Source organism: Agarivorans sp. MS3-6, assembly GCF_054112545.1.
On record NZ_CM134202.1, the window covers coordinates 1,510,797 to 1,536,612 of the forward strand.

24 protein-coding genes are annotated in these 25,816 nt (G+C 43.6%); 16 read left to right on the forward strand and 8 right to left on the reverse strand.

Annotated features, from left to right (window positions below; all coding sequences use genetic code 11):
* Window position 1 precedes the first annotated feature (1 nt).
* A complete protein-coding gene (locus tag ACVFI8_RS06780; protein ID WP_457873426.1) occupies window positions 2-553 on the reverse strand; it encodes a cytochrome b in 552 nt (183 codons plus the stop codon).
* A 444-nt stretch (window positions 554-997) separates the two neighbouring features.
* On the opposite strand from ACVFI8_RS06780, the gene ACVFI8_RS06785 reads away from it, so the two are divergent.
* Complete coding sequence (locus ACVFI8_RS06785) at window positions 998-1,165, forward strand: PA3496 family putative envelope integrity protein (RefSeq protein ID WP_248714206.1); 168 nt, start codon at window positions 998-1,000, stop codon at window positions 1,163-1,165.
* A gap of 66 nt (window positions 1,166-1,231) precedes the next feature.
* Window positions 1,232-1,663 (forward strand): VOC family protein, encoded by a 432-nt coding sequence (locus tag ACVFI8_RS06790; protein ID WP_457873427.1) that lies wholly within the window; start codon window positions 1,232-1,234, stop codon window positions 1,661-1,663.
* Between the two features lie 34 nt (window positions 1,664-1,697).
* Here ACVFI8_RS06790 and ACVFI8_RS06795 read toward each other — a convergent pair whose 3' ends face one another.
* Window positions 1,698-2,129 (reverse strand): DUF3859 domain-containing protein, encoded by a 432-nt coding sequence (locus ACVFI8_RS06795; protein ID WP_457873428.1) that lies wholly within the window; start codon window positions 2,127-2,129, stop codon window positions 1,698-1,700.
* 155 nt (window positions 2,130-2,284) lie between these two features.
* Here ACVFI8_RS06795 and ACVFI8_RS06800 point away from each other — a divergent pair, with 155 nt between their 5' ends.
* Window positions 2,285-2,728, forward strand: a complete 444-nt coding sequence (locus tag ACVFI8_RS06800) for a DUF2059 domain-containing protein (protein WP_248714203.1) — start codon at window positions 2,285-2,287, stop codon at window positions 2,726-2,728.
* Window positions 2,729-2,791: 63 nt separating this feature from the next.
* Here ACVFI8_RS06800 and ACVFI8_RS06805 read toward each other — a convergent pair whose 3' ends face one another.
* The gene (locus ACVFI8_RS06805; RefSeq protein WP_248714202.1) at window positions 2,792-3,448 is read right to left on the reverse strand and encodes a 7-cyano-7-deazaguanine/7-aminomethyl-7-deazaguanine transporter; all 657 of its coding nucleotides are present in this window, start codon (window positions 3,446-3,448) and stop codon (window positions 2,792-2,794) included.
* Window positions 3,449-3,720: 272 nt separating this feature from the next.
* Between ACVFI8_RS06805 and ACVFI8_RS06810 the strand changes: the two genes are divergently transcribed.
* The 6 genes from ACVFI8_RS06810 (at window position 3,721) to ACVFI8_RS06835 (ending at window position 12,372) form a co-directional block, all read left to right on the forward strand.
* Window positions 3,721-7,446: an ATP-binding protein gene (locus ACVFI8_RS06810; RefSeq protein WP_457873429.1), complete on the forward strand. Its 3,726-nt coding sequence runs from the start codon at window positions 3,721-3,723 to the stop codon at window positions 7,444-7,446.
* Complete coding sequence (locus ACVFI8_RS06815; RefSeq protein WP_457873430.1) at window positions 7,443-8,102, forward strand: hypothetical protein; 660 nt, start codon at window positions 7,443-7,445, stop codon at window positions 8,100-8,102. Before ACVFI8_RS06810 ends, ACVFI8_RS06815 begins: the two co-directional genes overlap by 4 nt.
* A complete protein-coding gene (locus ACVFI8_RS06820) occupies window positions 8,099-9,313 on the forward strand; it encodes a phosphoenolpyruvate carboxylase (RefSeq protein WP_457873431.1) in 1,215 nt (404 codons plus the stop codon). Before ACVFI8_RS06815 ends, ACVFI8_RS06820 begins: the two co-directional genes overlap by 4 nt.
* A gap of 201 nt (window positions 9,314-9,514) precedes the next feature.
* Window positions 9,515-10,195: a MaoC family dehydratase gene (locus tag ACVFI8_RS06825; RefSeq protein WP_457873432.1), complete on the forward strand. Its 681-nt coding sequence runs from the start codon at window positions 9,515-9,517 to the stop codon at window positions 10,193-10,195.
* 55 nt (window positions 10,196-10,250) lie between these two features.
* Window positions 10,251-11,228: a carboxylesterase family protein gene (locus tag ACVFI8_RS06830; RefSeq protein WP_248714197.1), complete on the forward strand. Its 978-nt coding sequence runs from the start codon at window positions 10,251-10,253 to the stop codon at window positions 11,226-11,228.
* A 538-nt stretch (window positions 11,229-11,766) separates the two neighbouring features.
* A complete protein-coding gene (locus ACVFI8_RS06835) occupies window positions 11,767-12,372 on the forward strand; it encodes an acetate uptake transporter (RefSeq protein WP_248714196.1) in 606 nt (201 codons plus the stop codon).
* On the opposite strand, the gene ACVFI8_RS06840 is transcribed toward ACVFI8_RS06835, so the two are convergent.
* Window positions 12,305-13,255, reverse strand: coding sequence for a DUF6279 family lipoprotein (locus ACVFI8_RS06840; RefSeq protein ID WP_457873433.1), 951 nt, complete (start codon window positions 13,253-13,255; stop codon window positions 12,305-12,307). The two genes, ACVFI8_RS06835 and ACVFI8_RS06840, sit on opposite strands and share 68 nt — an antisense overlap.
* A gap of 152 nt (window positions 13,256-13,407) precedes the next feature.
* Between ACVFI8_RS06840 and ACVFI8_RS06845 the strand changes: the two genes are divergently transcribed.
* The 3 genes from ACVFI8_RS06845 to ACVFI8_RS06855 are packed head-to-tail and all read left to right on the forward strand — an operon-like array spanning window position 13,408 to window position 14,930.
* Entirely contained in the window at window positions 13,408-13,863 is a 456-nt protein-coding gene (locus ACVFI8_RS06845; RefSeq protein ID WP_457873434.1) for a hypothetical protein, read from the forward strand.
* A complete protein-coding gene (locus ACVFI8_RS06850) occupies window positions 13,860-14,468 on the forward strand; it encodes an SCO family protein (protein WP_457873435.1) in 609 nt (202 codons plus the stop codon). Before ACVFI8_RS06845 ends, ACVFI8_RS06850 begins: the two co-directional genes overlap by 4 nt.
* Before the next feature lie 15 nt (window positions 14,469-14,483).
* On the forward strand, window positions 14,484-14,930 hold the full coding sequence (locus ACVFI8_RS06855) for a copper chaperone PCu(A)C (protein WP_248714192.1): 447 nt from the start codon (window positions 14,484-14,486) through the stop codon (window positions 14,928-14,930).
* A 40-nt stretch (window positions 14,931-14,970) separates the two neighbouring features.
* Here the strand turns inward: ACVFI8_RS06855 and ACVFI8_RS06860 are convergent, their stop codons facing one another.
* Both ACVFI8_RS06860 and ACVFI8_RS06865 read right to left on the reverse strand, forming a co-directional pair.
* A complete protein-coding gene (locus ACVFI8_RS06860; protein WP_248714191.1) occupies window positions 14,971-16,164 on the reverse strand; it encodes an HD-GYP domain-containing protein in 1,194 nt (397 codons plus the stop codon).
* A gap of 139 nt (window positions 16,165-16,303) precedes the next feature.
* Window positions 16,304-16,744 (reverse strand): GAF domain-containing protein, encoded by a 441-nt coding sequence (locus tag ACVFI8_RS06865; RefSeq protein WP_248714190.1) that lies wholly within the window; start codon window positions 16,742-16,744, stop codon window positions 16,304-16,306.
* Window positions 16,745-16,827: 83 nt separating this feature from the next.
* On the opposite strand from ACVFI8_RS06865, the gene ACVFI8_RS06870 reads away from it, so the two are divergent.
* The 3 genes from ACVFI8_RS06870 (at window position 16,828) to ACVFI8_RS06880 (ending at window position 20,430) form a co-directional block, all read left to right on the forward strand.
* A complete protein-coding gene (locus ACVFI8_RS06870) occupies window positions 16,828-17,625 on the forward strand; it encodes a sterol desaturase family protein (RefSeq protein WP_248714189.1) in 798 nt (265 codons plus the stop codon).
* A gap of 107 nt (window positions 17,626-17,732) precedes the next feature.
* The gene (locus ACVFI8_RS06875; RefSeq protein ID WP_457873436.1) at window positions 17,733-18,638 is read left to right on the forward strand and encodes a lysine exporter LysO family protein; all 906 of its coding nucleotides are present in this window, start codon (window positions 17,733-17,735) and stop codon (window positions 18,636-18,638) included.
* Between the two features lie 136 nt (window positions 18,639-18,774).
* Window positions 18,775-20,430 (forward strand): diguanylate cyclase, encoded by a 1,656-nt coding sequence (locus ACVFI8_RS06880; RefSeq protein WP_457873437.1) that lies wholly within the window; start codon window positions 18,775-18,777, stop codon window positions 20,428-20,430.
* A 107-nt stretch (window positions 20,431-20,537) separates the two neighbouring features.
* Here ACVFI8_RS06880 and arcB read toward each other — a convergent pair whose 3' ends face one another.
* Window positions 20,538-22,883 (reverse strand): aerobic respiration two-component sensor histidine kinase ArcB, encoded by a 2,346-nt coding sequence (gene arcB, locus ACVFI8_RS06885; RefSeq protein WP_457873438.1) that lies wholly within the window; start codon window positions 22,881-22,883, stop codon window positions 20,538-20,540.
* Between the two features lie 176 nt (window positions 22,884-23,059).
* Between arcB and folE2 the strand changes: the two genes are divergently transcribed.
* Window positions 23,060-23,986 carry a GTP cyclohydrolase FolE2 gene (gene folE2 / locus ACVFI8_RS06890; protein WP_457873439.1) on the forward strand — a complete coding sequence of 309 codons (927 nt, stop codon included), beginning with the start codon at window positions 23,060-23,062 and terminating at the stop codon, window positions 23,984-23,986.
* A gap of 12 nt (window positions 23,987-23,998) precedes the next feature.
* Here the strand turns inward: folE2 and ACVFI8_RS06895 are convergent, their stop codons facing one another.
* Window positions 23,999-25,792, reverse strand: coding sequence for a sensor domain-containing diguanylate cyclase (locus ACVFI8_RS06895; RefSeq protein ID WP_248714184.1), 1,794 nt, complete (start codon window positions 25,790-25,792; stop codon window positions 23,999-24,001).
* Window positions 25,793-25,816 lie beyond the last annotated feature (24 nt).

Sequence of the window (25,816 nt, forward strand, 5' to 3'; positions counted from 1 at the left end):
TTTACTTAGTAGGTTTCAACATCCGAACTAAGGTGCTGTCTTTGTCAATAAAGTGATGTTTAAGAGCTGCCAGCGCATGACCAGCAACCAACGCGATTAATGTCCAAGCCAAAATCTCGTGAATATCTCCAGCCAACTCTTCCTGTTGGTTAATACTAGTGATAGTCGCTGGCACGTCAAACCAATCAAACACACTTATCGGGCGTCCGTCGGCGGTAGAAATTAAGTAACCTGAAATCATCAAAACAAACAACACCAGGTATAACAAAAAGTGCCCTAGCTTAGCCCCTTGCTTCTCCCATTTTTTATGGCCCTCTGGGCTATTGGGCTTTTGATTCAGGCTGCGCCAAAGCAGACGAAATAACATCGTAGCAAATAGCAATATGCCGATACTTTTATGGATCATTGGTGCCGTTTGATACCAACTAGAGTAGTAGTTGAGATCAACCATGAACAAACCTAGGCCAAACAGCGTAAAAACGCTAAATGCCACCAGCCAATGTAGCGCTATAGATAACCACCCATAACCTTGTGCTGAGTTGCGAATACTCACCGACTCTCCTTTGCCCAAATATTAAATATTCAATAATAAGTATTAGCATCACTTAAAACTCCAAGTAATAAAATTGAATTTTATGTGAAAAAACTTTCGAACAATTAGAAAGAAATTCGCCTGAAAATTGACATTTGAAATCAAAAAAGCACGCGATTACCAATAGTATATCCCTTGAGGTTTTTCTCTGGTTCGCCCCTGCGTATGACATTAACCTTACGGATTCATTATAAAAATGCAGAATAAGTAGAAGCTAGCAACGACATAATCCCCTTTGCAGGCTACAAACTTGGCAACGAGAACCCAGTCTCTACGTTACATTTTGGTAACAAAATATTCATTTTACCTACTATACTTTTTACTGCACATTTTGCGTGTCTCGCAACCGCGAGAAATTGAAAAATTGGGCGAATAAATCCCAATAAAAAGGCTTGGAGCAGGCTTATGAAACAATCACGCTTTGATGATATGGACGAATGGGATGAAGAAGACCTAGACCATAACGCAAAAAGTCATAAAAACCAAAGAGACAAGGCTCGAGCACGTAGACGTATCGATGAATACAATGAGCGTAAACAGCTGGAGCGTTATATTGATGAAGACTATAACTAGTTAATAATAGCTACCAAGGGGAGAATTAACTCCCCTTCTATTTCACCTCTATCTGTAGGTAAGCCGATGCAAGCCATTATTCCTTATTTAAACTTTTCAGGTAAAAGCGAGCAAGCCTTACTTTTTTACCAAGATTGCTTCGCTGGTGAGGTTATCGCCTTAATGCGCTTTAAGGATGTGCAAACAGATATGCCGATCCCTGACGAATTACTTAACAACATCATGCACTGCCATTTTAAAGCGGACCAGCTAGAGTTCATGGGCTCAGATGGCATGCCAGGTGAGCAATTAAAGAGCGCGGGAAATATTGAACTCAATCTCAACTTTAGTGATTTGACAGAACAACAGCGGGTGTTTGAAAAACTGAGTGAAAATGGCGCTGTTACCATGGCGCTACAAGATACTTTTTGGCAAGCGCGCTTTGGCCGCGTGTGTGACCAATTTGGCATAAATTGGATGCTAAATTGCCCCTTAGTGAGTGACAACATCGCTAAATAGGCTAATAACCAAGACAGGTAACTAATGACGAAAACTACATGCCTCGCTTACGAAAAAACTGAGCAGGATCGCCTGGCGTGAGCTGGTAAAGCTCAAATGACTTATCAGCTATTAGCTGACCAGCCAGTTCTAAGGTCATTCGCCAAGTGCCCAATTTATTACTGACCGGCGCCCAAATGGTGTCACCTAAATAGAAATCCCAATCATTACTTCCCACATACACGTCACCATCAAAGGGCGACATAACCAGGCCTTGTTCATCAGGAATATTAGGATGGTAGATGCAATATCGGACTTTTTGCCCCTTAGCTTTTTTGATATTAACAATCAGACCAAACTCTACATCAATTGCCGCTTCTACTTGGGTGGTAAACTCAGTAATCTGCGGCAGTGCTTTGTCATCACTGTCCCATTTATTGTAGATACCATAACTATGCAATTTCACTTGGGGCTTGGGTTTCGCCATTACTTATCAACTTCGCAATTAGGGAGAGTAAAAGGCCTATTTTAGCGCAAACAATCGAGAATCTTCCATTACAATCCTTCCCCCCCTTTTATAGAAGGTGTAGGCTTGCTACTCAAACTAAAATTTTTCAACATCGCGCCTCTCAAGGATGAACCATGAAAAAGCTACTTGCTGCCGCTATAGTACTTGCCAGCTGCTCTGCGCAAGCAACCCCTATTAATGATCTGCTTGAACTGAATAATAGCGAACAGCAAATGCAGATCATTCGCACCAATCTAAACAAAGCACTGATTCGCCAAAACCCGCCGTTAAAGAATTTTGAACCCGTATTGAATCAATGGGCCGATACTTACTTAACTTGGGAAGAAATGAAGCCAAAGATTGCTGAAGTCTACCTAAAACACTTTACTGATGAGGAGCTAGCAGAGCTAGTCGCCTTCTATAAAACGCCAGTAGGGAAAAAAAGTCAGGCGCTTAATGCCACCTTAATTAGAGAAACCGCACTGGCGAGTGCCTTAGTCGCTAAAGGGCACCACAAAAAGTTAGAAGAGATGCTGCAACAAGCAGCAGATCAAAACAAAGCTCAACAGAGTAATTAAGACTACGGCGAGTAATTAACAGACCCTAACAACGCTAAGGTTGTTAGGGTAACACAGCCAAAATTAGCGAGTTACGCTTTGGCCGACTGTTAAACGGCTTTGCAAGAAATGCAACAACATACCGTATAAAGGCACAAATAAGGCGAGGTTTACCGCCAACTTAAAGCCGTAATCAACCCAGGCAATCTCTAACCAATGTTCAGCCATGAAAGCATCACTACTGGCGTAGAACGCAACAGAGAAGAACAAAATGGTATCGACTAGATTGCCAAATACGCTAGAACCGGCAGGTGCAGCCCACCAATATTTGAACTGACGTAATCGGTCAAATACTTTTACATCTAATAGCTGACCCACCGAGTAGGCCAAGAAACTGGCTATAGCAATACGTGCCACAAAGCCATTCCAAGCTAATAAACCGTTTAAGCCTTGGTATTCCCCTTGATAAAAAACTACCGACACAATATAGCTGACCAACAAAGCAGGGAACATTGCGGTAAAAATAATCTTTCTGGCTCGACTTGCGCCAAATAAACGCACCGTTAAATCGGTAGCCAAAAAGATAAATGGAAAGGTGAATGCTCCCCACGTGGTGTGGAAACCAAATATGGTGAAGGGTAGTTGAACCAAATAATTGCTGGCGGCAATGGCCACAATGTGAAATAAGGCCAAGATCATAACACTGCGGCGCTCGGCCTCAGTCAATTGTAAAAACCACATAATAGACAACCTATCTTTTTGTTAATTGGGGGTGAGAGAACCCAAGGGCGCGGGAGTATTCCATAAGCGTTAGCGATCTGCAATAAAAATTATTTGCTAAGAAAAACACCGCGAGATATTTTTTGGCGATAACTAACAGTTTTTAAGCAAACACACACCGCAAAGCTTCGCTCACCCTCCAATCTTGGTTACACTGGGTGATTGCCCAATCTAGTGGCGGCGCCTCTGTTTCACTCAGCAAAGGCTCATTTGTTTTTTATAAAGGATGTATTTTGTCTGGCTTATTGCGGATCATCTTGATCGACACTCACCTAAACGGTGTAGTAGAACTAAAACTTGACCAACACAGCAACATTTGTGGTACTAACGCCTCAGGTAAAACCACTTTGCAACGTCTCATTCCGGTTTTTTACGGTGAATACCCAAGCCGAGTGGTGCCTAGTACCCGCGATAGTTTCGAGCGCTGGTATTTACCACGCGAAGCCAGTTACATCATCTACGAATACCAGCAATACAATGGTCAACATGCCCAAGTGGTGTTGTCGTCGGCCCGTGAAGAGCAAGGGGTAAAATACCGTTTTATTGGTAAGCCCTTTGAACTAGAAGACTTTATTGAACGCCAAGACGAACAAGGCACTTGGTTTCTCGCCCCTGCTAAACTAGGTCAGCAACTGAAGAAATTGCAGCATAATGGCAGCCAATTAGCCACCACCCGCTTTTTAAATACCCGTGAGTATCGCGCTATCATTCAAAATGACCGCAGCTTACAAAACGCCGGTGACAGTGATCTTAAAGCTTTTGCTCGTCAGTTTTCAATGTGTGACCCCAAACACGGCTTACGCCATATCGAAAAGCTAGCTAAAGCGGTGCATTCTAAAGAAGGCAAAATGGAAACTATCAAATCGATGATAGCCGCCATATTGGAAGAGGAAGGGGTCACATTAAAGCCTACTTGGGTAGATGCCAACAAAGCCCAAGCGTGGATTAGAGAAACACGACTGATACAGCAGTTTGAGGCTATTCGCCCTAAATTTGTCAAACTAGAGCAAATAAACCAGCAACTATTGTCTAGCGAAGCACAACTTCTACAACTGGACAAAAGCTTACAAAGTGACGAACAAGAGTTATTTAGCCAAACCGAGCACCACCAGCGCCAGTTAAACCAACTAAAAGAGGCGCTAAACGAATTAGAGCAGCAATGGACCAAGCAGCGCGATCTACTCAATCAAACGGTTTCTCGTGCTGACGCAGATGTAAGTAGCTTTGATAAGCAACTCAACCAAATCGAAGACGACTATCTAGCTTGGCAAGACAAACAGATTGAAGACGCTCTGAGCGCAGTAGAACAATTGCCGCAATGGCGAGAACAAGCCCGTGAAGTTAGCGAGCGCCACCAGTTACTGACAGAGCAGCACAGTGATATTGAAGCACATTTTAATCAGCGTAAGAGCGAAATTAACGAACAGCTGAATAACGCCCTAACTAAGCTGCACAAAACCAAAGATCAACTACAACAGCAACTCAATCAAGAACGTCAGCAGCAACAAGTTGAGCTAAATAACGAGCAGCAACGGCAGCAAACACAAATTAGCCAAGTGGAACAAAAATTCCAACAGCAACAACATCAGCACCAATTAGAATTAGCTCAACTTGAAGCCGGCACCCTACAAATGGGTTACACCGAAGATGAAAGCCGCCAGCTCAATATTATGGACAACCGCTTAGATGAAGCCAGCCAACAGCAGCAGCTATTATCTAGTCAAATGCGCCAGCACAATGAGCAGCTACAACAGCTAAAACAGCAGCGACAGCACGCCGATCAACAACTCGCCACTATTAGTCAGCAAAATCGCCAACTTGAGCAAAAACTGAGCCAGTTAAAAAGCAATTTACAGCCCGAAGATGGTAGCTTATTGGCACATTTGCGCAGTGAGCACCCTCAGTGGGAACATAGCATCGGTAAATTGATAAACCCCGAGTTACTCAGTCGCCGAGACCTAAAGCCACACGGTGAGGAAACTACGCATAATATTTTTGGCTTAGCGCTTGATTTAAAAGCCATTGATGCCCCTGAGTGCGCCGCCACCGAACAACAAATCAAGCTGCAAATTGATCAAGTGCAACAGCGTTACCAAGAGGCACAAAAGCAGTTAAAGCAAACCGAAACCGCCCTTGCCGACGCCAACAAAGCGGTACAAGCACAAGATTTAAGTGTCGCTGAGTGCACCGCTGCGCATCATAACAGCGAAGATCAGCTAAAACGCTTGCATGAAGAAAAGCAGCTACTTAAAGAAAATTTTTCAAGTGCCCTGCTGCAACGCCAGAGCATCGCTCGCCAGCAACAAAGCAAACTTAAGTCCTACTTAGAAAACGCTCAAGCACAGCATCAAAATTACCTAGAGGAACTGCACGAGCAACACCAAGAAGCTAAATTGGAAAAAATGGCCTGGTGGGAAGAGAAGGTAGATGCCTTAGCAGTGCAACTAAGCCAAGCGCAAGACGCCATTACTCAGCGCCAAACTCAAGCTAAACAAGCGCTAAAACAATCAGAACAATGGTACCGCGGCGAACTACAAGAGCAAGGCCTAGACGACCAACTGATTATTGACTTAGCCAAACAGAAACGTCAACTCAACCAGCAAATTCAAGACGCCGAACAATATCGCGATCAAGTCAGTGAATACAAAATTTGGCACCAACAGGTGTGGTTGTCGCAAAAGCCGCAGCTAAATGATGCTTTAGCCAATGCTCGCCAACAACAAAGCAGTGCTAAACAGGCGCTCGGTGAGCAACAAGCGCATTTTAAGCAACAACGAGATAACCAGCAAAACCAATTAACTCAGCTGAAGCAGCAAGTAGAGCAATTAGAGCAACAGCATGCCTTAAGCCAAAACTTACTGCGTAAAATTAAGCAGCTTGCATTAGTTAATGGCCCACAGCACAAGACGAGCGGAAACGATATTGGCGGCTCACCGGCCGAGCGGACTCGCCAAGCAGAACAGCAAATACAACAACGTAATCAGCAACTGGAACAAGTGAATGAATCAGTGCGTCACTTTGACAGCTTATTAGCGCAACAAGCCGGTTCTGATCTCAGTGAAACTTGGGAGCGCTCACGCGCTGCATGTCGTCGCCAAACTGAAGACGGTGAAACCAGCTTAGCCTACCGCGAATTAGTACCGCACTTATCTGAACTACTGAATGGTTTAGTACCACAAAAAGTGCAGGGTTTAATCGACCATGGCCGTAACTTGGGTATGAGCATTAGCAGCTTCTACCAAAATCTCAGCGATATTGATCAACGGATCCTCAGTCAAAGCCGTCGCATTACCCGGGAAATTGGCGAAGACTTAAGCCTAGACGGGGTGTCAGACTCAGCGGTGAAAATACGCTCAAAAATTAGTGAACTGGAATTTTGGGACGAACTGAAGGCCTTTGTCGAGAACTTCCAAGCATGGCAACAGCAAGGTTTTAACCAATTGCCTAATGAAGACTATGCCAACAGCATGCGAATTGCCCTAGACATCATAGGCCGTAGCGCGCTTAAAGAAGGTGTATCACGGCTATTGCTGATTGAGCTAACTCTACGAGAAGGCAATAGTGATTTAGTTATTCGCACCGATCGCCAACTCAATGAATCAAGCAGCCACGGTATGGCCTACCTGATTTTATGTAAGTTCTTACTCGCCTTTACCCGTCTACTACGCGGTAATGCCGATACCTATATTCACTGGCCGATTGATGAATTGGGAACCCTACACCAGAGCAACGTGAAAAAGATTTTTGATGCTTGTGACCATAACCAAATCCGTATTTTGGGCGCCTTTCCTAACCCAGAGTCTGAAGTATTAGATTTATTTACACACCGCTACATTATTGACCGCGACAAACGCCAGCTACAAGTCGTACAGCCTCGCGTTAATTTGTTGCAGCAAAAACTACGTGCAGCCAAAGCCGCTAAAGAAACCAAGCAACAACAGCCAGAGGCCGAACTATGAGCAAATTTAGCGCTACCGGTATGAGTGAAACCGGCCGAATATTAGAAGCCCTATTGGGTGGCCAATTCATTTGCCAAATTAGTGACGAAGACGGTTTTACTTTTCTAGCAGAAGACGCTAATCGCGAGCGTATTGATAGCCACCTGCATGTCCTTAACCGCCGCTTGGCCAGCGCCTGTGAGGGCGAGCTATATTTTTGTGCCTACCGTGAACTCGGAGATAACGAGCACCGAGTCATCAGCCAACAATTTAATGATATTGCCGGTAGCTTGTTACCCTTGACCGAGTGGCTCATATTGAGTCAAGAAGCACAGGGGCAAGATAGCCCCATCAGCGCAGGTTCAGCGCTGCGTTTAAGTGAATTACAGACGGTAGTAGAAGATACACCAGCACTGCGTGAGCAACTGGCCAAAATTTCGCAATATAAGTTATTTGGCTCTACCAGTTCACAAGTCGATAGCCAGTTAAAGCAAGTCTTTAAACGCTTGTGCGAACAAGGTTATTTGATTCGCCCCAATCAAGAAAAACAGATTTACATCGCTACTGCTAAAGTCGATTACATTTTTGAAGTCATCAGTTTTATCGATGAAGCCGAGGGTTTGCATTTAGAGCAACAAGCCATGGACGCCATTGGCCAGCAGGAGTCTTTACTGTGAACCAACACCTGCAACAAGCTGGCTTAAAGGTATTTAAGTTATTAGCTCGTTATGGCGAAAGCCTAATGCATGCCTATGTCAACGGTAAGCTAGACGAAGCGAAGCTCGACCCAAAGCAAATAGACGCGCTGCTAAAAGCCGGCGTTATTTGGCGCCCCTCGGCAGATGAAGGCTTACACTTAAGTTCCAATCTTCGATCTTTATTAGAAGAAGCGCTGAGCGATACCCGCAACCGACAAATTGACGCGAACGTGGGCTCGCGCTTAGAAGCCATTAAAACCTTGGCTGCGCATTACAAAGAAGCATTACACATTGGTGACTTGGCTGCTGCCGACGTATACCTGAGTGATTTAAGTGAACATAGCTATAGCCTAACTGAAAGCTTGCGCCATAGTTCTCGTGTGTTGTGGAGTCGAATTAATAATGAGTTTGGTTACGTACCGCATCTCAGCGCTAAAATCCGCGAGAACGAATTAGCGCAACAACAAGTTAGTGAGCTACTCGACAGCCTATCCTTACTCAACTTTGATACTTTGAGTCAAATTGCAGGAGATATACGCGAATTACGCCGCATATTAGTGCTAAACCTTAGCCAAGCAGTTTACGACTGCACCCAAGAACTCGCTGTAGTGCAGACCCGTTTACTCACCTTGCTAGGACGTTTTCGCGAGTTACGTGGTAAATCTCGCTTACTGAAAGGCTTACAGCTTTTCCATGCCCAGCACCCTGACTTTCGACCGCAAGACCCCACTCAACTATTAGAGGTGGCTAGCTTATTTAACCAAGCACCCGCCGTGCTCAATACCGCCAGCTTGGACATTCACAACCCCGAACACGAACAAGATTTACTGGCGGCGGTGAGTCAAATACGTTTGCAACGTCAGCCAAGTAGTCACGGAGTTGAATCCGAACATGGAGTGTCGCTAGAGAGCGTTGATGAGTTTGCGTTGCAAGAGCAAAGAATAAAACAAGACGTTGAACATTACTTGTTGGGCGTAATTGAAAATGCCCAAGGACAAACGGCCCTAGAGTACTATCAACAACACCAGTTAGATTGGAATGCCGAAGCCTGGTTGTATCAAGTGTGGGGGAGCTATCATGCCTTACCTGAAGAACAACGCGATTACTTTGCCCTTGATCCCATTGAGGATCCGCATCCCATCTTTAGTGGTAATAGAATAGTGCGTGACCTGCAGGTATGGCTACGTTAAAAGTAGAAGCCAAAAACAACGATAACTCTTGGATTCTGGAAGGAAAATCGATTTTGTATAGCGTATATAATTGCTGAATAATTGACGCTTGCCTATATTTAATTACAGGGATTTTCAATTAGCACTCAGATTTATTTGACTGACTAGATGAAACTCTTAGAATAGCCGGATTGTAAGGCCTAGCAGCATTGGGAAGTAAATATGAAGGTTGTTGATTTTCTTAAGAAAAAGCGTGACATGCTGGCTCAAAACCCCTTTGAACTAAAAGATTGGCTGTCTCCAGCCATACGTGACCATTGGATTGAGTTTCTTAATAAAGCCCATGACAGTCAATTAGTGAACTGGGTGAGAGAGTATCAATTAAGCTCAAATGGCGACCAACAAGCCAGTTTTAAAGAAACCATCGAGCTTCACCCAAAAGCAGAAGCTCTCTTAGAAGAACTGTCGATGCAGCTAGGGGAAGAAATTCATGTTGGCGACTGGCTCAATGTAACTCAAGAGCGAATTAACCAATTTGCTGATGTTACCAAAGACCATCAATGGCTACATACTGATCCACAACGGGCCGCCGAAGAATCGCCCTTTAAAACCACCATTGCTCATGGTTTTTTAACCCTCTCGTTATTACCCGCGTTAACCGAGAGCGTAGACCCTGACCAACCGCTTTACCCCTCCGCAAAAATGATGGTTAATTATGGTATAAATCAGGTGCGCTTCCCCTATCCGGTGAAGGTAAATAACCGTATTCGCGCTCGCACTCGTTTAACCCGTGTAGCCCCTATTAAACGTGGTTTAGAGTTAGTGAAAGAAATCACCGTAGAAATTGAAGGCTGCCGCCGTCCTGCGTGTGTGGTTGAATCTGTGGTTCGTCTCTATTTTTAATCGCTTTATCTCGCTATGATGGTTCACGTTAGGTATTAAGCATAAGGAGCTTAACGTGAACTCAGCGCATTCTCATACTCTCTCTGTTCAACAACATACTCATCTTCAGCGACCTTCTTATCAGTACCTTGTGAGTCAACCTCGCCAAATAAAACCAGAGCAAGCCTATCCCTTAGTGCTGTTTTTACATGGCCGAGGCGAAATAGGCCAAGACATTCAACAGCTAGTCGATTTTGGCCCCAATGCTTACCTAAAGCAGCGCCATTTAGACGCTATATGCGTAAGCCCGCATATTCCGGAAGGACGAGAAGGCTGGGCGATCGCTGAGCTAATTAGCCTACTAGACCAACTGGAGCAGCAATTTAATATTGATAAGAGTCGGATCTACTTAAGCGGTTTGAGCATGGGGGGCTTTGGCGTGACAAATTTAGCCCTAGCACAACCGAATCGTTTTGCCGCTTTAAGCATACTCGCCGCTGGTGATCCAAATCGTTTAGCGCCATGGTCACTAAACTTACCTCCACGCCCAGTATGTGAAGAGCTTTACCAACGTTTAGATCACCTGCCTATCTGGTTGGCCCACGGGCTTAAAGATGAGGTGATTCCAGCCGAGTTCTCGTTAGAGCTAGCGGCAAAGCTCACCAATATGGATCGCCAAGCCTGCTTACAGTCAACTTGGTACCCTCAGCATCAACATAATATCTGGGATGACTTGTATAGCAGTGATAGCTTCTGGCAGTGGTTATTTGAACAACGTAATGCTCAGGCCTCATCACACCCCCTAGCAGAGCAAGATTTTAGCTCACTGGTGGGGGATTATGGCAATCATCAAGATTACGTCACTATCGTTTGTGAAACCGAAGGGGTACGTTTATTGTGTAAAGACTTACAAGATAACGAACTAAGCTTTATGCTTCACCCCGTTGCTAAAGACATGTTATTTTGTGAAATAGGCTGTTTAAGATTCCTTAAACAAACCAATGGGCCTACCCAATTAGCGCTAACGCGCTTAACCCTATTAGATAAAATGTAAATAGCTCGACTCACTAAAGGACACGCTGACTATAACTATCGCGTTGAATATCCACGACTTCAGCGCTTAGGCTTTTCACCCTTGTAAGTTCAGGTGAAAACTTCCCGACCATCAGTTTGCTCAAAGCCAGTTTCTGCGTCTGACTTCTGCCTGACAATAGCTGTCAACGCAGGTGCATAAAACGGTGCTCATTAAGTCCGCTGAACACATCTGTATAGACAAGCAGCTCGTACTTTTATCGTGCTAGCTGAAAACTATCTGCAACCATCTAAGACTGCATAAAGGCTAACCAACGTATTATTAATATCGACTTTATCGATAAATTAAGCTTAATATTTTGCGACGCAATGCGACATAATTAGACCAAGCCTTTGCTTAAACATCATTCTTCAAGGTAAAAATAAACATTTAGTAATACAATTCGAAAAAATACAATATAATGTTGATCTAGATCACACCTGAAGAACGAGCTCGCTCAGATAATGCTCACCCGTTTGAGCCGCGCGCTTTTTCATCCTTTTATTTGGAATTACACACTATGAGCAATGCTACTACCGCTAATCCTGCACCACTAGGGTTAATGGGTTTCGGTATGACCACCGTATTATTAAACATCCACAATGCTGGCTTCTTTCCGATTGACTCGATGATTTTAGCCATGGGCATTTTCTATGGCGGTTTATCACAAGTGATTGTTGGTATTATGTGTTTTAAACGTGGTGATACCTTTGGTACAACGGCTTTCACCTCTTACGGATTGTTCTGGCTAACCCTAGTCGGTTTATTGATTATGCCTAAAATGGGCTTAGCTGAGCCAAGCCCACACGCCTTTATGGGTTGGTACTTGAGTTTATGGGGTCTATTCACCGCATTTATGTTTGTAGGCTCATTACGTTACCCAACTGCCAAGCAAGTTGTATTTGGTAGTTTAACCATTTTGTTCGCACTATTAGCCCTGCGTGATTTCACTGGCAGCGAGTTAATCGGCACTATTGCAGGCTTTGAGGGCATCTTCTGTGGCTTATCTGCCATTTACTTTGCTATGGCTCAAGTACTTAACGCCGAATACGGGCGTGTTATTTTGCCGGTAGGTCGTCCGATGAACTTTCAAGACAACAGTACGCAACTAAAAGTGGCGGCTTAAGACCGAGCACTTCGCCCATAGCTGCGACAACAGCTGGTTTTGCTGCAGTAGGAGTATCATCAATCAGTGATTGTAGATCCTCAATATAAGCGTCTATCTTTTTTAAGATATGACGCTTTTGTTTTTTATTGGCAAGGGCTAACACTTCACTCATGCCGCCAGCCCACAACTGCTGATTTTGGGTAAAGCGCTCAGCTAAGCCTTGTGGCCATAGCTGTTGAGAATTAACCATTAACACGTAGAACTGTTGTTCAAAATTGTCTGATTGCCGTTGTTGCCCCAATGAATAAGCAAGGTACTGCTGCCATTTACTTTGCACAGTATGCCAATCAGGCCGAGTATCTAACAAGCGTTCGGCGAGTTGCTCTATGATTTGCAGCTGCTTAGGTTCAAGCTCCCCTAACCAGCGTTCAGTGCTTTTTGATAAATGCTCAAGGCGATACTCGAGGTGTGCTTGCTGGCGATCATCATTGTTGCGTTGTTCGGCTAATTTACTCATGAAGTCATTCAATTGTTGTTGTGATGCGGTTTGCGCCAGCTGGGCGATATCTGAATACACATAACTCGCCAATACTCGATAATGCTCTCGCCAAGCATTCACTTGCTCGAGTAATTGCTGCTGGCTAATACCACTGTCTACTTGCGCTCGAAACAATTGTAATTGCGCTAAATAAACCGGTAACTGTTCACTACGATGCCAATTAAGCCAATGAGCCAGCATTGGTTTGAACAACGCCCGTTGATCGCTATTCATATCTACGTAATCATCGATATACCAATAAGCCATCCAGTTGAGATTGTTATAAACAAAACGCATGCCGCAAGCGCTAAGCAATACACTCAGTAACAACACGCCTACCCAACGACCAATCTTGTTTCGCATAGTCACCCCTCTTACTAGCAGACCTAAATAATCATAAATAGTTCTCACTATGACGCAATTTAAATATTTTGGCTTGAGAGATTGATTTAAGCAGAGTAGATTAGCCATACCAGCAATAAGGGCGTGGCTTTAACCTCGCAATGGAAGCATAATTGATTGGTTTAATTAAAAAATTGTTACTGGTATTAGCAGTTGTATCGGCAGCATTCGGACTAGGTATTGGCTATAGTTATTGGCAGCAAACCACACAAAATGAGCAACAGTTTGAGCACTGTGAGCAGCTTCAAGAAGGTAAATGTACTTGGAACCTTGCCAAACAACAGTGGCAATTAAGCTTACCGAGTAACAATCTTCCGGCTATGTTGGTGCAAACCATAGAACTAATCAGCAGTGAGAGCAACCCGCCCCCCTTATTGTTAACATTGCAAGGCAAGGACATGTACATGGGCGAAGTGAGTGTCAATTTAAGCCCCGAAGAGAATGGCCATTACCAAGCTGAACTACTATTGCCTATTTGTAACACTGGAAAAATGCGCTGGCGAGCTGAAATTATTTCTCTCGATTCAGAGCGCCCCCTAGCCCTTAGTTTTGAGGTAGATAGCCAATGAAATACCTAGCATGGATAGCTTTAGTCGTAATCAGCGCACTAGCTGGAGTAATAAGCTTTCAGTGGTTCTCTGCGCCAACCACGCCCCCCCCTGCAACCAGCCAAGTACAAGTAAAGACGAACGTCCCTATTAGCCTGTTTAACATTGAAAGCAGCGATGGTCGATTTAGCCATTTAAGTGACGATAAAAAGCTCTACATCGCTTACTTTGGATTTACCCACTGTCCCGATGTTTGCCCGACTTCCTTAGCTGTTTTAAGCGTAGCTCTGCAACAAGTGTCAGAGGCGCAACGTCAGCAGCTTCAAAGCTTATTTGTGAGTGTTGACCCGCAACGCGATGATCCTAAAACGGTATCGACCTACGCTGGTTACTTTCACCAAGATATCATCGGCCTAAGCCCACAAGAAGGCCAGTTATTAGGCTTAACTCAAGCCTTAGGGGTCTACTATAAATACGTAGAGACACCAAACTCCGAGCTTAAATACAGTGTCGACCACAGTTCGTTTTTCTATTTTTTAAACGCCAAAGGTGAGTTACTGGCAAAAGTGCCTCATACCCTTGACCCACAACCTATTATCGAAAAAATCAGACAATTATTGCCATAACATAAGGAACGTATAATGCGCGCTTTTTACTTATTAATAAGCTTACTATTTACTAGTCACATGGCCTTTGCTAGCGACGCTATCATGGTCAGTGAAGTTTATGCTAGAGCAACGCCTCCCAATGCTCCAACTAGCGCAATCTTTCTCACCATGCACAACCACAGCGAGCAAGCGATTAGCTTGGTTTCAGCGGAAACCCCCGCTGCAGGTAGAGTAGAATTACACACCATGTTGATGGACGGCGATATAATGAAAATGCGCCAAGTAGAGAAGATAGAAGTACCCGCCAAGCAAATGGTTGAATTAAAACCAGGCGGCTTTCATCTCATGTTGTTTAACTTACAACAACCGTTTAACGAGGGAGAGCAACTAGCCTTGAGCTTGAATTTTTCTGATGGTAGTAGCCAGCAATTTAACGTAGCCGTGAAGAAAGTTATGCATAAAATGAAGCACTCACACTGAGTGGTACTCAGTAAGGATTAACACTGCTTGTTAATCCTTACTAGGCTAAATAACGATCTAAAGAAATACCAAAATCACGTGCAGAAACAGCCCCCTCGATTTTTTCTTGGCTATATTTGTTTAAGTCTAATAGCTTCACTTCGGTATGGGTATTGGTAATTGTATTAAACACCAGTTTCAGCACTGGCTGCAGTGGTTTAAGTTCATTACGTTCAACCACAACACCTAGCTTCCCTGATTTTAACTTCACCAAAGTACCCACCGGGTATACTCCCATACAACGAATAAATTTTTCGACTAAGGCCTTATCAAATTGTCTATCGACCCCTTCTAATAATATACGGAAAGCGGTAGTAGGCGGCATGCCACTTTTATAGACACGGTCTGCGGTTAGTGCATCGTAGCAATCTACAATATTAGCCATGCGAGTATACGTCGACAATTGCTCGCCTATTAATTTATTCGGGTAACCGAGGCCATCTAAACGTTCATGATGGTTACTGGCAATCTCCAGCATAATTTTACTGGTGCCAGGTTGAGCCTTCAGAATATTATGACTATGCACTACATGTTCACGCATAATAACAAACTCTTCATCGGTCAATTTGGCAGGTTTATGCAGTATTTCGTCAGGGGTATTAATCTTACCAATATCATGCAACATACCGCCCATCAACAACTGCTTCTGAGTGGCTTTACTCATCCCCAGTGAACGGCCAAAATAAGCCAGCAGCATGCCAACGTTTAGTGAATGCTCCATTAAATACTTATCTTTAGCGCGTATCTTGGCTAAACATAACATGGCACTACTTTGGTTTTCTAAAGAGTCAATTAAACCGTCGGCAGCTCGCTCCATGGGAGCAAAATCAATCGGCTCACCTTGCTGCAGTTGCCTAAAGTATTTTGACTGCAAGCTCTTTGCTTCATTAAACAACTGCTTAGCCATTCGTTTTTGGCTATCTTCACTTAAGGGCTTACCTTTACTGCTTGAGGTTTCTATTGCTGGAGCGGTGGAATCAGCTAATTCGGTGTCTGCAAAGTGGCTTCGTAACCAGTCAACCTTAAGCAACTTTACGCCTTTGTTTTTGAGTAAGGTAATTTGCTCGGCTTTTGTGATGCGGCCAGACTGCAGAACATTAGCTTTGCCTTTTTGGCCAGCAATCGCAACCACAAACATCCCTTCTTTCAAAGCGTCGATGTCAATGGTCCGTATATCAGTTTTTGGAGTCGTCATGCTGCTCTGCTAATACAAAAAATCAATTAAAGGGAACACCCCAAGTTTTCACATCTTGTTTCGATACTAAAGCAATCGAAAAATAAATCGTGCCTATTAAGTGTAGAATGTTATCGCTATCAAAAAAGGAAACTAAATATCAACATTTAGGCAACTCATGGGAAGGTTCGGCCTCTCTATATTCTAGGTACTGAGAAGCAAAAAACTCCATCATCTGTATGTCCTGCTTTTCAAAAGGTACCGTTCTAGGTTCCAGTGATGAAAAGTTAAGCGTGCCGATGATTTTGTTTTTTACAACTAGCGGGATACCAATATAGCTTTCTAAGTGCATGGCCTGATAACAAGGGTGTAAACACATTTTGGTCATCGCACCGACTTGTTCATAAGCGACGATTTTGCCAAGGTTTACTACATTTGCGCAATAGGTCATATCAACAGCAAACTCATCGCCCGCCTTTACTAAGTCTAAACTGGAATAAGCTTCTACAACCACATAACGATTATCATCAATATCGCTAATGATCGCTAACTGCATATTAAAGGCTTCTGCTGCTTGCTGTAACCACTGATGCAAATCCATTAGCACTCCGATTCAATTAGCCCCTGATAAAGCTTATTTTACTTAGCTCTACTTGTTGTTTCAATGCTAGCCAGTATACTCGAATGATGCACTCTCCCGATTTTTGGCGAATGATCATCTTCGTCGGCCTATTAGCAATTTTTATGCTGTTAGAGTTTTATAAACCTAAACACACACGCCGCATGGCGCGCAGCCAACGCTGGCCAGCTAATTTATCACTGATTGCCATAAATGCCGTAGTACTAAAGCTAATATTTCCTGTTTCCGCAGTAACATTTGCGCTGTGGATCCAACAAATGCAATTTGGTGTATTAAATTTACTCGCGCTACCTTGGTTTATTGCGATTCCCTTAGCGGTGGTGCTGCTCGATCTTGCTATATATTGGCAACACCGACTGTTTCATCAATCTTCTTTGTTATGGCGTGTACATAGAATGCATCACGTAGATCCTGACTATGACGTGACTTTGGGTTTACGCTTTCACCCCATAGAAATCGTTCTCTCGATGATAATAAAATTTACCGTTATTGCCCTATTAGGCGCACCAATGATGGCGGTGTTTGTGTTTGAGATAATCTTAAATGCAATGGCAATGTTTAATCACAGCAACATTCGCTTGCCAATAAAAGTAGATGCCAAGCTAAGATTACTGTTAGTAACACCAGATATGCACCGAGTTCATCACTCAACCTTAAGAGATGAACACAACGCTAATTATGGCTTCAATTTATCCTGTTGGGACCGCTGGTTTAATAGTTATGTTGCCCAGCCCAAACTTGGCCATCAAGATATCCAGTTCGGTTTGAGCTCTTGGCGAAAAGCCCAAGACAATCGCCAGCTAAAAGGTTTACTCAGCCTACCTTTTCGCTCTTCTAAGTAAGCACTTAATAACCCCTAAGCAAGCAACCATTCAGCAAGCGTCGACTTCGCTGGAGAGCGATTGTATTTACTGGTATATTTCAGCTCCGCTCAAGGAGGTGAATAGCGATGTATAGCAGTTTATTTATGATTTTAGGAGCATTAGTTATAGGTTATGCAATTCCTTTAACACATAGCACCACATTAAGCCTAGTTCGCCGACTAAGCAGCTGGATGCTTTACCTGATTTTATTTTTGATGGGCTTTGGGCTAGCGTTTATCGACAACCTTGGTCAAAACATCGTTCAAATATTTAGCCAAGCCGTCACCCTAATTTCCTTATTACTGCTGTTCAACGTCACTGCGCTTTGGCTGATAGGCCGCCATTTGGCGATGCCCAAAGCCGAACCGATGCATAAGCAAAGTTCTAGCAAACTAGCGATGTTTAAAGAACCCTTATTACTGATCGCCCTGCTGGTAGTAGGTTTAATATCGGGCTTAACCTATCAACAGCCACTACCAGCTCAGGAGGTGTTAGCCGAATACGCCCTGATTGTCTTAATATTTTGTATTGGTGTAGAGCTCCGCAGTGCAGGTATTAGTGTCAGGCAGCTGTTACTTAATCGACGCGGGCTGATTATTTCTCTGGTTGTAGTATTGAGCTCTCTGCCCGCTGGCGCACTGACGGCTTGGCTATTTAATTTACCGCTCAATATTGGCTTAGCCATGAGCAGTGGCTTTGGCTGGTACTCTTTGTCGGGTGCATTACTTAGTGAAGCCACTACGCCACTCATTGGTAGCACCGTTTTTTTTGCTGATTTAAGCCGAGAGCTGATCACCCTGTTATTGATACCTACACTTATGCAGCGTTCTTCGGCTGCAACCATTGGTTATGCAGGAGCCACCGCCATGGACTTTTCTCTACCAATGCTGCAACGCGCTGGCGGCAATCAATTGGTGCCAGCCGCAATTGCTAGCGGCTTTATATTAAGCCTACTCTGCCCAATCATGATTCTGGTACTAGTGAATTTATAACCAACTATATGGCCTATTTTGTAGACTACATAGCCGCTTGAAGACCAGATACCTTATACATTTGAATAAACCACAGTTTAATTATGGTTATGTTGCTATGCTGATATAAGGCAATCTTCATGGAGTGCAGAAAGCGATGTATTGGTTAAAACTTTGCGCTTTACTGCTTTGGTCTATTGTTGTCAGTGAAGCGCAAGCAAAAACACAGAAAGTACTGGTTTTGCACTCTTATCATCAGGGCTTAGAGTGGACGGACAGTATCAGTGAAGGCATAAAGTCTGTCTTTTCATCCAAAAACCGTAACATAGAAGTCTATTTCGAATACCTTGATTCCAAGCGTAATACAGGGACGCTTTATACCAAAAAACAGATTGAATTGTTTAGAGCTAAAAGTGATCAAACCCCTTTTGATTTAATTATTACGTCCGATAACAACGCCCTTGAGTTTGTCCGTCAGCATAATGCTGAGTTATATCCGGATATTCCTATTGTTTTTTGTGGGGTGAATTTTTTTCAAACGGCACTCATTCAGGGCTTAGAACAAGTCACCGGCGTCGTTGAAGAAGCCGATGTCATCGGCACCATAGAATTGATGTTGAGCGTTCACCCTAAAACAAAAGAAATCATAATTGTCGTTGATAAAACCACTACAGGTTTAGCTATCAAGCAAAGCTTGTCTGGGCTGCAAGATCATTTTTCTCAACGTGTGGCTATAAGGTTTTATAGCGATTTTACCTGGCAGCAACTTCCTAAATATATCTCATCATTAAACACAGGAACGCTGATCTACTTATTGTCATTCAATCGTGATGATAACAATGAATTTGTTTCTTATCTTGATGGTATTGATATCGTTAATGGTGCGGCTAAAGTGCCCTTATATGGCTCGTGGGATTTTTTTCTAGGAAAAGGTATCTTGGGTGGCGTCATTACCTCCGGTAAAGAACAGGGTCAGAAAGCCGCTGAATTAGCGTTAGCGATCCTATCGGGTACCCCTGCAAATCAAATTGAGATTGTTCAGAATTTAGTTTATCAAACAGTGTTTGATTATAACTTAATGCAGCGATTTGCTGTGAGACCTGCAACGCTCCCCGACAACGTGCATATTATTAATCAGCCCGCAGGACTACTGGAGCAAATAACAAACATCCCACTATGGCTTAAGATCAGTATGCTGATGACACTAGGTTTAATGCTACTGCTAATGGCGATGTTAAAGCTTAGGCAATCGCTGATCTTAAAGTCAAACCTACTACTAGATAAAAAAGTAAAAGATAAAACCGCTGAGCTTGAACGGGCAAACAGTCAGCTCAAGGAAATAACGAATACCGATGAGCTAACCGGTATTTTTAATCGTAGGTTTGTATTTGAACAGCTATCCCAAGAGTTACATGTCAGTAATATCAGGAATTCGCCGTTGTCAGTTGTGATGGTTGATATCGATTATTTTAAGCGAATCAATGATCAATATGGGCACCTATTTGGTGATGAAGTTCTGCACTGCATCGCTAATTGCATAGCGGGCTCTCTTCGCCAATGCGATACGGTAGGCCGCTATGGCGGGGAGGAATTTTTGGTGATATTGCCTAGCACCCCATACTCAGCGGCATTTGCTTTAGCTGAGCGAATCCGTTGCAACGTGGCAGATATACAATGGAAAAAGGGAGAACTAAAAGTTACCTTAAGTTGTGGGGTAGCCACCGCTGAAAAGCATAGCGAAACCGAGTTATTAAAACTGGCTGATGAGTGTTTATATCAAGCCAAAGCTGAGGGTAGAAACAGAGTCAGATGACAAGCGCTGGTTGACCCAAGACATCTCACGCCCCCTTATTCAGCAGTCTGACACTGACAGACACTTCCACAATAAAGCGGCTGTCAGCTCAGAGCCTCTATCCATAGTTAGTGCTGTTCAATACTCAAGTCATCAATCATTTTGTCTAAAAGCTTTAAGTCTTCAGGGTAGTCATGGCTCAATTGATGGATCCAATCTTCAACATTATCCCACCACGCAGGTAACTCAGGAGACTGTATCTTGTTGGCTAAACGCTGAATTCTGGCTAAACCAATAGAGCCTGCGGCACCCTTGATTTTGTGAGCTTCAGAAGCGATTCCGTCTTGATCCTTAGCATACAGATTGGTTTCCAAAACCTGTAGGTAGTCAGGCATGACTTGCCTAAACAAGGCAATGCTGTCGGTGAGCACCTTCTCGCCGATTTGATGACAAAACTGCTCAATTAAATCTAAGTCTAAAATGGGTTGAGAACTTCGGCTCAAGGCCTGTTTAGGGCTGGAGTCTGGCTCGGTAGATAGCGTTTCACCAATAGCAAACACACCATTAAAACAATGTACAACGGCATTTCGATTGATCGGCTTATGAATAACATCAAGCATACCGGCATCGATAAATTCTTGACGGCTACTGACTGCGTTAGCGGTGAGTGCGACTAACGGCGGCAAGTCAGCCTTGTCGTATTGCTGCAGCAAATGCTTGGCAATATCAAACCCCGTCATGTCGGGCAACTGGATATCGAGTAACACCAAATCAAATTGGTCGGGGTCAAAGGCTTCGATAGCCTCAGCTCCGGTCATTGCTACCACCACGTAATGGCCTAGCTTTTCTAATAGAGCTTTAGCAATGGTGACATTTAATTCAACATCCTCGACCAATAGGATGTCTAAAGGAGGGTGGTCTATTTGCTCTGCTTCATCAGGAATTTCATCTAATTTCACAGCTAAACTTATGGTGAAACAAGCGCCCTTACCTTCTTCACTGGTGACCGTTATATCCCCACCCATGGCGCGGATCAACTGCCTTGATACCGATAAACCAATACCCGTTCCGGTGGCCGACTTACTGCTTTCTACTTGATAATACATGGCAAATATTTGTTCAAACTGATCCTCAGGTATACCCGGTCCAGTATCCTTGATGCTAATGTCTAGCTGAACTTCTTGCTCAGACAGATTTTGCGCTTTGACAAGTAAATCTACCCCACCCACTTCGGTAAACTTCACCGCGTTATGGGTTAAATTCCAAAGCACTTGGCGCAAACGTGTAGGATCAGCCACAATACTACGCGGTATAGGCCCAATTTGTTCAAAATTGAATGCTAAGCCTTTATTTTGCAACTGCATTTCAGTCAAGGTTTCAATGTCTGTAAGCAAGGCGTTAAAATCCATGGGCTCCATTGCTACCGAAAAGCGACGGCGATCCAGTTTATCTAAATCGATAATATCATTGAAAATATTACCTAAGGTGGTAGCACTCAACAATATGGTATTTACCTGTTTGCGCTGCGCGTCATTAAGCGGTGTATCTAACAGCATTTGACTCAAGCCAACCACTCCATTTAGCGGAGTGCGTAGCTCATGACTAAGCGTAGAGATAAACTGAGTTTTATCACGATTAGCCTTTTCAATATTAGCTTGGTGGCGCATTCGCTCGGTAATATCGCGGCCAAAACCCAGCAGTCCGAGACGGTTGCCGTTGCGCCCATAAAACGGTACTTTTCGCAGTTCAAAAAAGGCTTTTCGTCCGTCTGGGTACTCCAACCATTGCTCGTAAGTTAACGGTTCGTCGTTATCAAATACTTGATGATCTGTTTCTACAATTTTATCGGCAATATCTTCTGGATAAACATCATAAGGGGTTAAGCCAATCAGTTTTTTTTCAGAACGGCCAACCAGCTGTTCCAAGGCCAAATTACATCCTGAAAACTGCCCTTGTTCATTTCGGTAATAGACTAAATCGGGCGAACTATCGATGAAGCTACGCAACAATGCCGAATGCTCTTCGAGTTCTTGTTGAGCTTGCTGCCGCTGCTTGACCTCTTGCTCGAGTTTAACGATGGCCTGACGGCGCGCAGTTTCGGCTTTTTCACGCTCATCCATCTCAGTATTCAATTGGTTTATGTTAGCTTTCAATTTGTTAGTTAACTGCAAATCACGCGAACGCATTTTCTCCAATTTTCGAATCATTTTACTTAGCCGTTGCCGAGAGTCTTCGATCTGCTCAACCACCACCGACATAAAATATACCGCCCAAGGTGTAATGATGAGGCCAAAAAACACCGAGCGAATTAAATCTACGGCTGACACCTGCCCGGTAAGCGCAAAGGTAACGCTCATTTGTATTGCTAAGGCCACAAAAATAATGGCAGCGGCTAAACTAATACTGAATTTAACCAAGCCTAATCGGGACAACAGGTGCACGTAATAGGTCGCTAAATTTTTTAATGGCGTCATTAAAGACATTCCTTCTATTTGCAATGTTGAAAGAGGAGCAGGCCCTCAGATCAATATCCATACAACAATGGTGGTTAATAATAATCAAGGTTTTGTGGTATAACTTGCCATCTTTTAAGCCCATTCAATGTTGCGAGTGTTATACCGCACATTACCGCCTGTGGAGTACTAAGTGCATGTCTACTGTAATGCCTGACATCGCAAATTCAAGCCAAGCCCAAACTGAAGGGAAACTAGATTGGGTAGGCATGAGCGAAATTGAAATGCCCATTTTGTTAGCTTTTGAAAATCAGGCCCCAGCTCGTGTTAGTGCTCGTATCGAAGCCTTTGTTAGCTTGGATGACCCCAAAGCTAAAGGCATTCATATGTCTCGCTTATATTTATTGCTAGACCAACTATCTAATGAAGATGTTTTAGATTATGCCGTATTAAACACTCTTCTGGATAAGTTTATTAAAAGCCATCAAGAATTAAGTGAACACGCGCAAGTTAGCTTCAGTTTTGATTACCATCTGCGCCGTCAATCTCTGGTTTCAGGGAAAACCGGTTGGAAGGCTTACCCTATGCAGATCAAAGCCAGCCGATTGCAGCAACGCACTCATATAGAGTTGAGTATCAAGGTACCTTATTCTTCTACCTGCCCTTGCTCAGCGGCACTGGCCCGCCAACTCATTCAAAAGGCATTCAGTAAGCAGTTTGATCAAGATCAGGTCGACAAAGCAGAAGTTGAACGCTGGTTAGGTAGCACTGAAGGTATTATTGCTACACCTCATAGCCAGCGAAGTATTGCTCAGATAAAAGTAAAGCTTGCCGATAATGCTAATGATTTCCCCTTTATAAGCTTGATAGACAGGGTAGAACAGAGTCTCCAAACGCCTGTGCAAGCGGCGGTAAAACGAGAGGACGAACAGGAGTTTGCGCGTTTAAATGGACAAAACTTAATGTTCTGCGAAGACGCAGCTAGGCGCTTACAACATAGCTTTAACCTAGCCGATCAGGTGAGTGACTTTTGGATACGGGTGAATCATTATGAAAGCTTACATGCCCACGATGCTGTGAGCATTGTGACCAAGGGCTTAGCTGATGGTTACACCGCTTATTAATTATTGAGGGTATTATTCACTATCGCCTGCAGCACAATAACGCGCCTTGCCTTGGTGTTTAGCTCGATACAACTGTAAGTCAGCAATCCGCACCATTTCCCCATAATCCATCCCTTGCTCGGGAACAATGGTCGCCAAACCAATACTCACCGAAACATAGTCTTCTACATCTGAATATTGATGGGAAATCTGGGCTTCGGCAATATTATTAAGCACGTTTTCAGCGATTCGCTTAGCCCCTTCTTTACCAGTATTGGGCAACAAAATAGCAAACTCTTCGCCACCATAGCGGGCGACGAGGTCTGAGCCGCGCTTAACCGAACGGCTAATCAGCTTGGCCACCTGACGCAGGGCGTCATCGCCTTTTTGATGGCCATAATTATCGTTATATTGCTTAAAGCAGTCTATATCTAACAACAATAAGCTTAGCTCTACATTCTCTCTTCGATGAGTTAACCATAACTGCTGCAGCTTTTCATCAAAGCTACGACGGTTAGCAACTTGCGTTAAACTATCAATGAAGCTTAATTCTTGTAACTGCATAATTGCATCTGCCAGCTGTTGCTCGGTGGCTTTGCGCTCTGTTACATCACGAGTAATAAAAATAATGCCTCGTTCACCACTAGTATCATCTTGGTAAGGCCCTTTAATGACTTCATACCAAATCTGATGACCATCATCTAGATAAACCAGTTCTTCATAACGCAAAGGTTTACCCGTTGTGAGGATTTCATTATTTTGCTGCTGATGCTGCTCTAACTGTTCTTCACTAAGTACTTCAGTTAAATGCTTGCCTAATAAGTCATCACTGGTGTACCCAAACATCTTGGCAAAGGGCTCGTTGCCCCCGATGAAATGCCCTTTATCATCAATAAAGCCCAAGGGGTCGGGAGAAGAATGAAAAACCGTGCGAATAAGGTTATTTTGCCGACCGAGTTTCTTTTCTGAACTAATGCGGTTTTGGTTTTCTTGTTCAAGTTTACGGTTTAGCTCATGCCATTTGGTGACGTCATAGGAAACATTTAGCACCCCCGTGACTTCATTTTTTTGGTTTTTGAGCGGATAAATATTGTTTTGTAGCAGAATTTGTCTGCTATCTGGCGCACTAAACCACTCGGTATGTTGGCAAGGTTCACCCGACAGAACTTGTTTATCGTAATGTTGGCTGCGCTCTAGTTCTTTGCGAGTTAAAAAATCGCTTAAGCGTTTACCGGCCAACTCACCGGGCTTCAAACCATGAAACCCTGCCCAAGCCTGATTACACCCTAACAGGCGGTCGCTAGAGTCTTTAAAGTAAATAAACTCTGGTATCGAATTAAGCACGTTAGCGAACAGTTTTTGCTCTTGCTCTATACGATTAAGATAAGAAAAGCCTTGTGAGTTTTCGTAGGCATTGATAAACCATAACTCGCGGCCATTGTGTTCGGTTAAATTGGCATAAACCAGAAATGCTTGAGACTTCTCTTCGAAAGAGACCTGCCAATGCAGGGCCTCAATATGGCCAACTTGTTGGTAGGGAGCTAATAGTTCAACCAGCTGACCTAAGTGTGCTTTATCTGAAAATAACCACCGCTTACCATTATTAGATAGCTGTAACAAATCACAAAAGCGAGGATTAGCAAACACCACTTGTTGATCATTGGCGTCTAGCATTAATTGTGCAGCAGGCGATTTTCGCATAGCAGCTCGCTGAGCTTTATAGCGCCTAAATGTTACTATCCACAGCGAAATTACTATCACTAACAGTGCACTAAGCACCGCAATGGTAAATTGCATCCACATTGCTGGGTAAAAACCTTGTTGCATCCATAGTCCAAATATTCAACACCC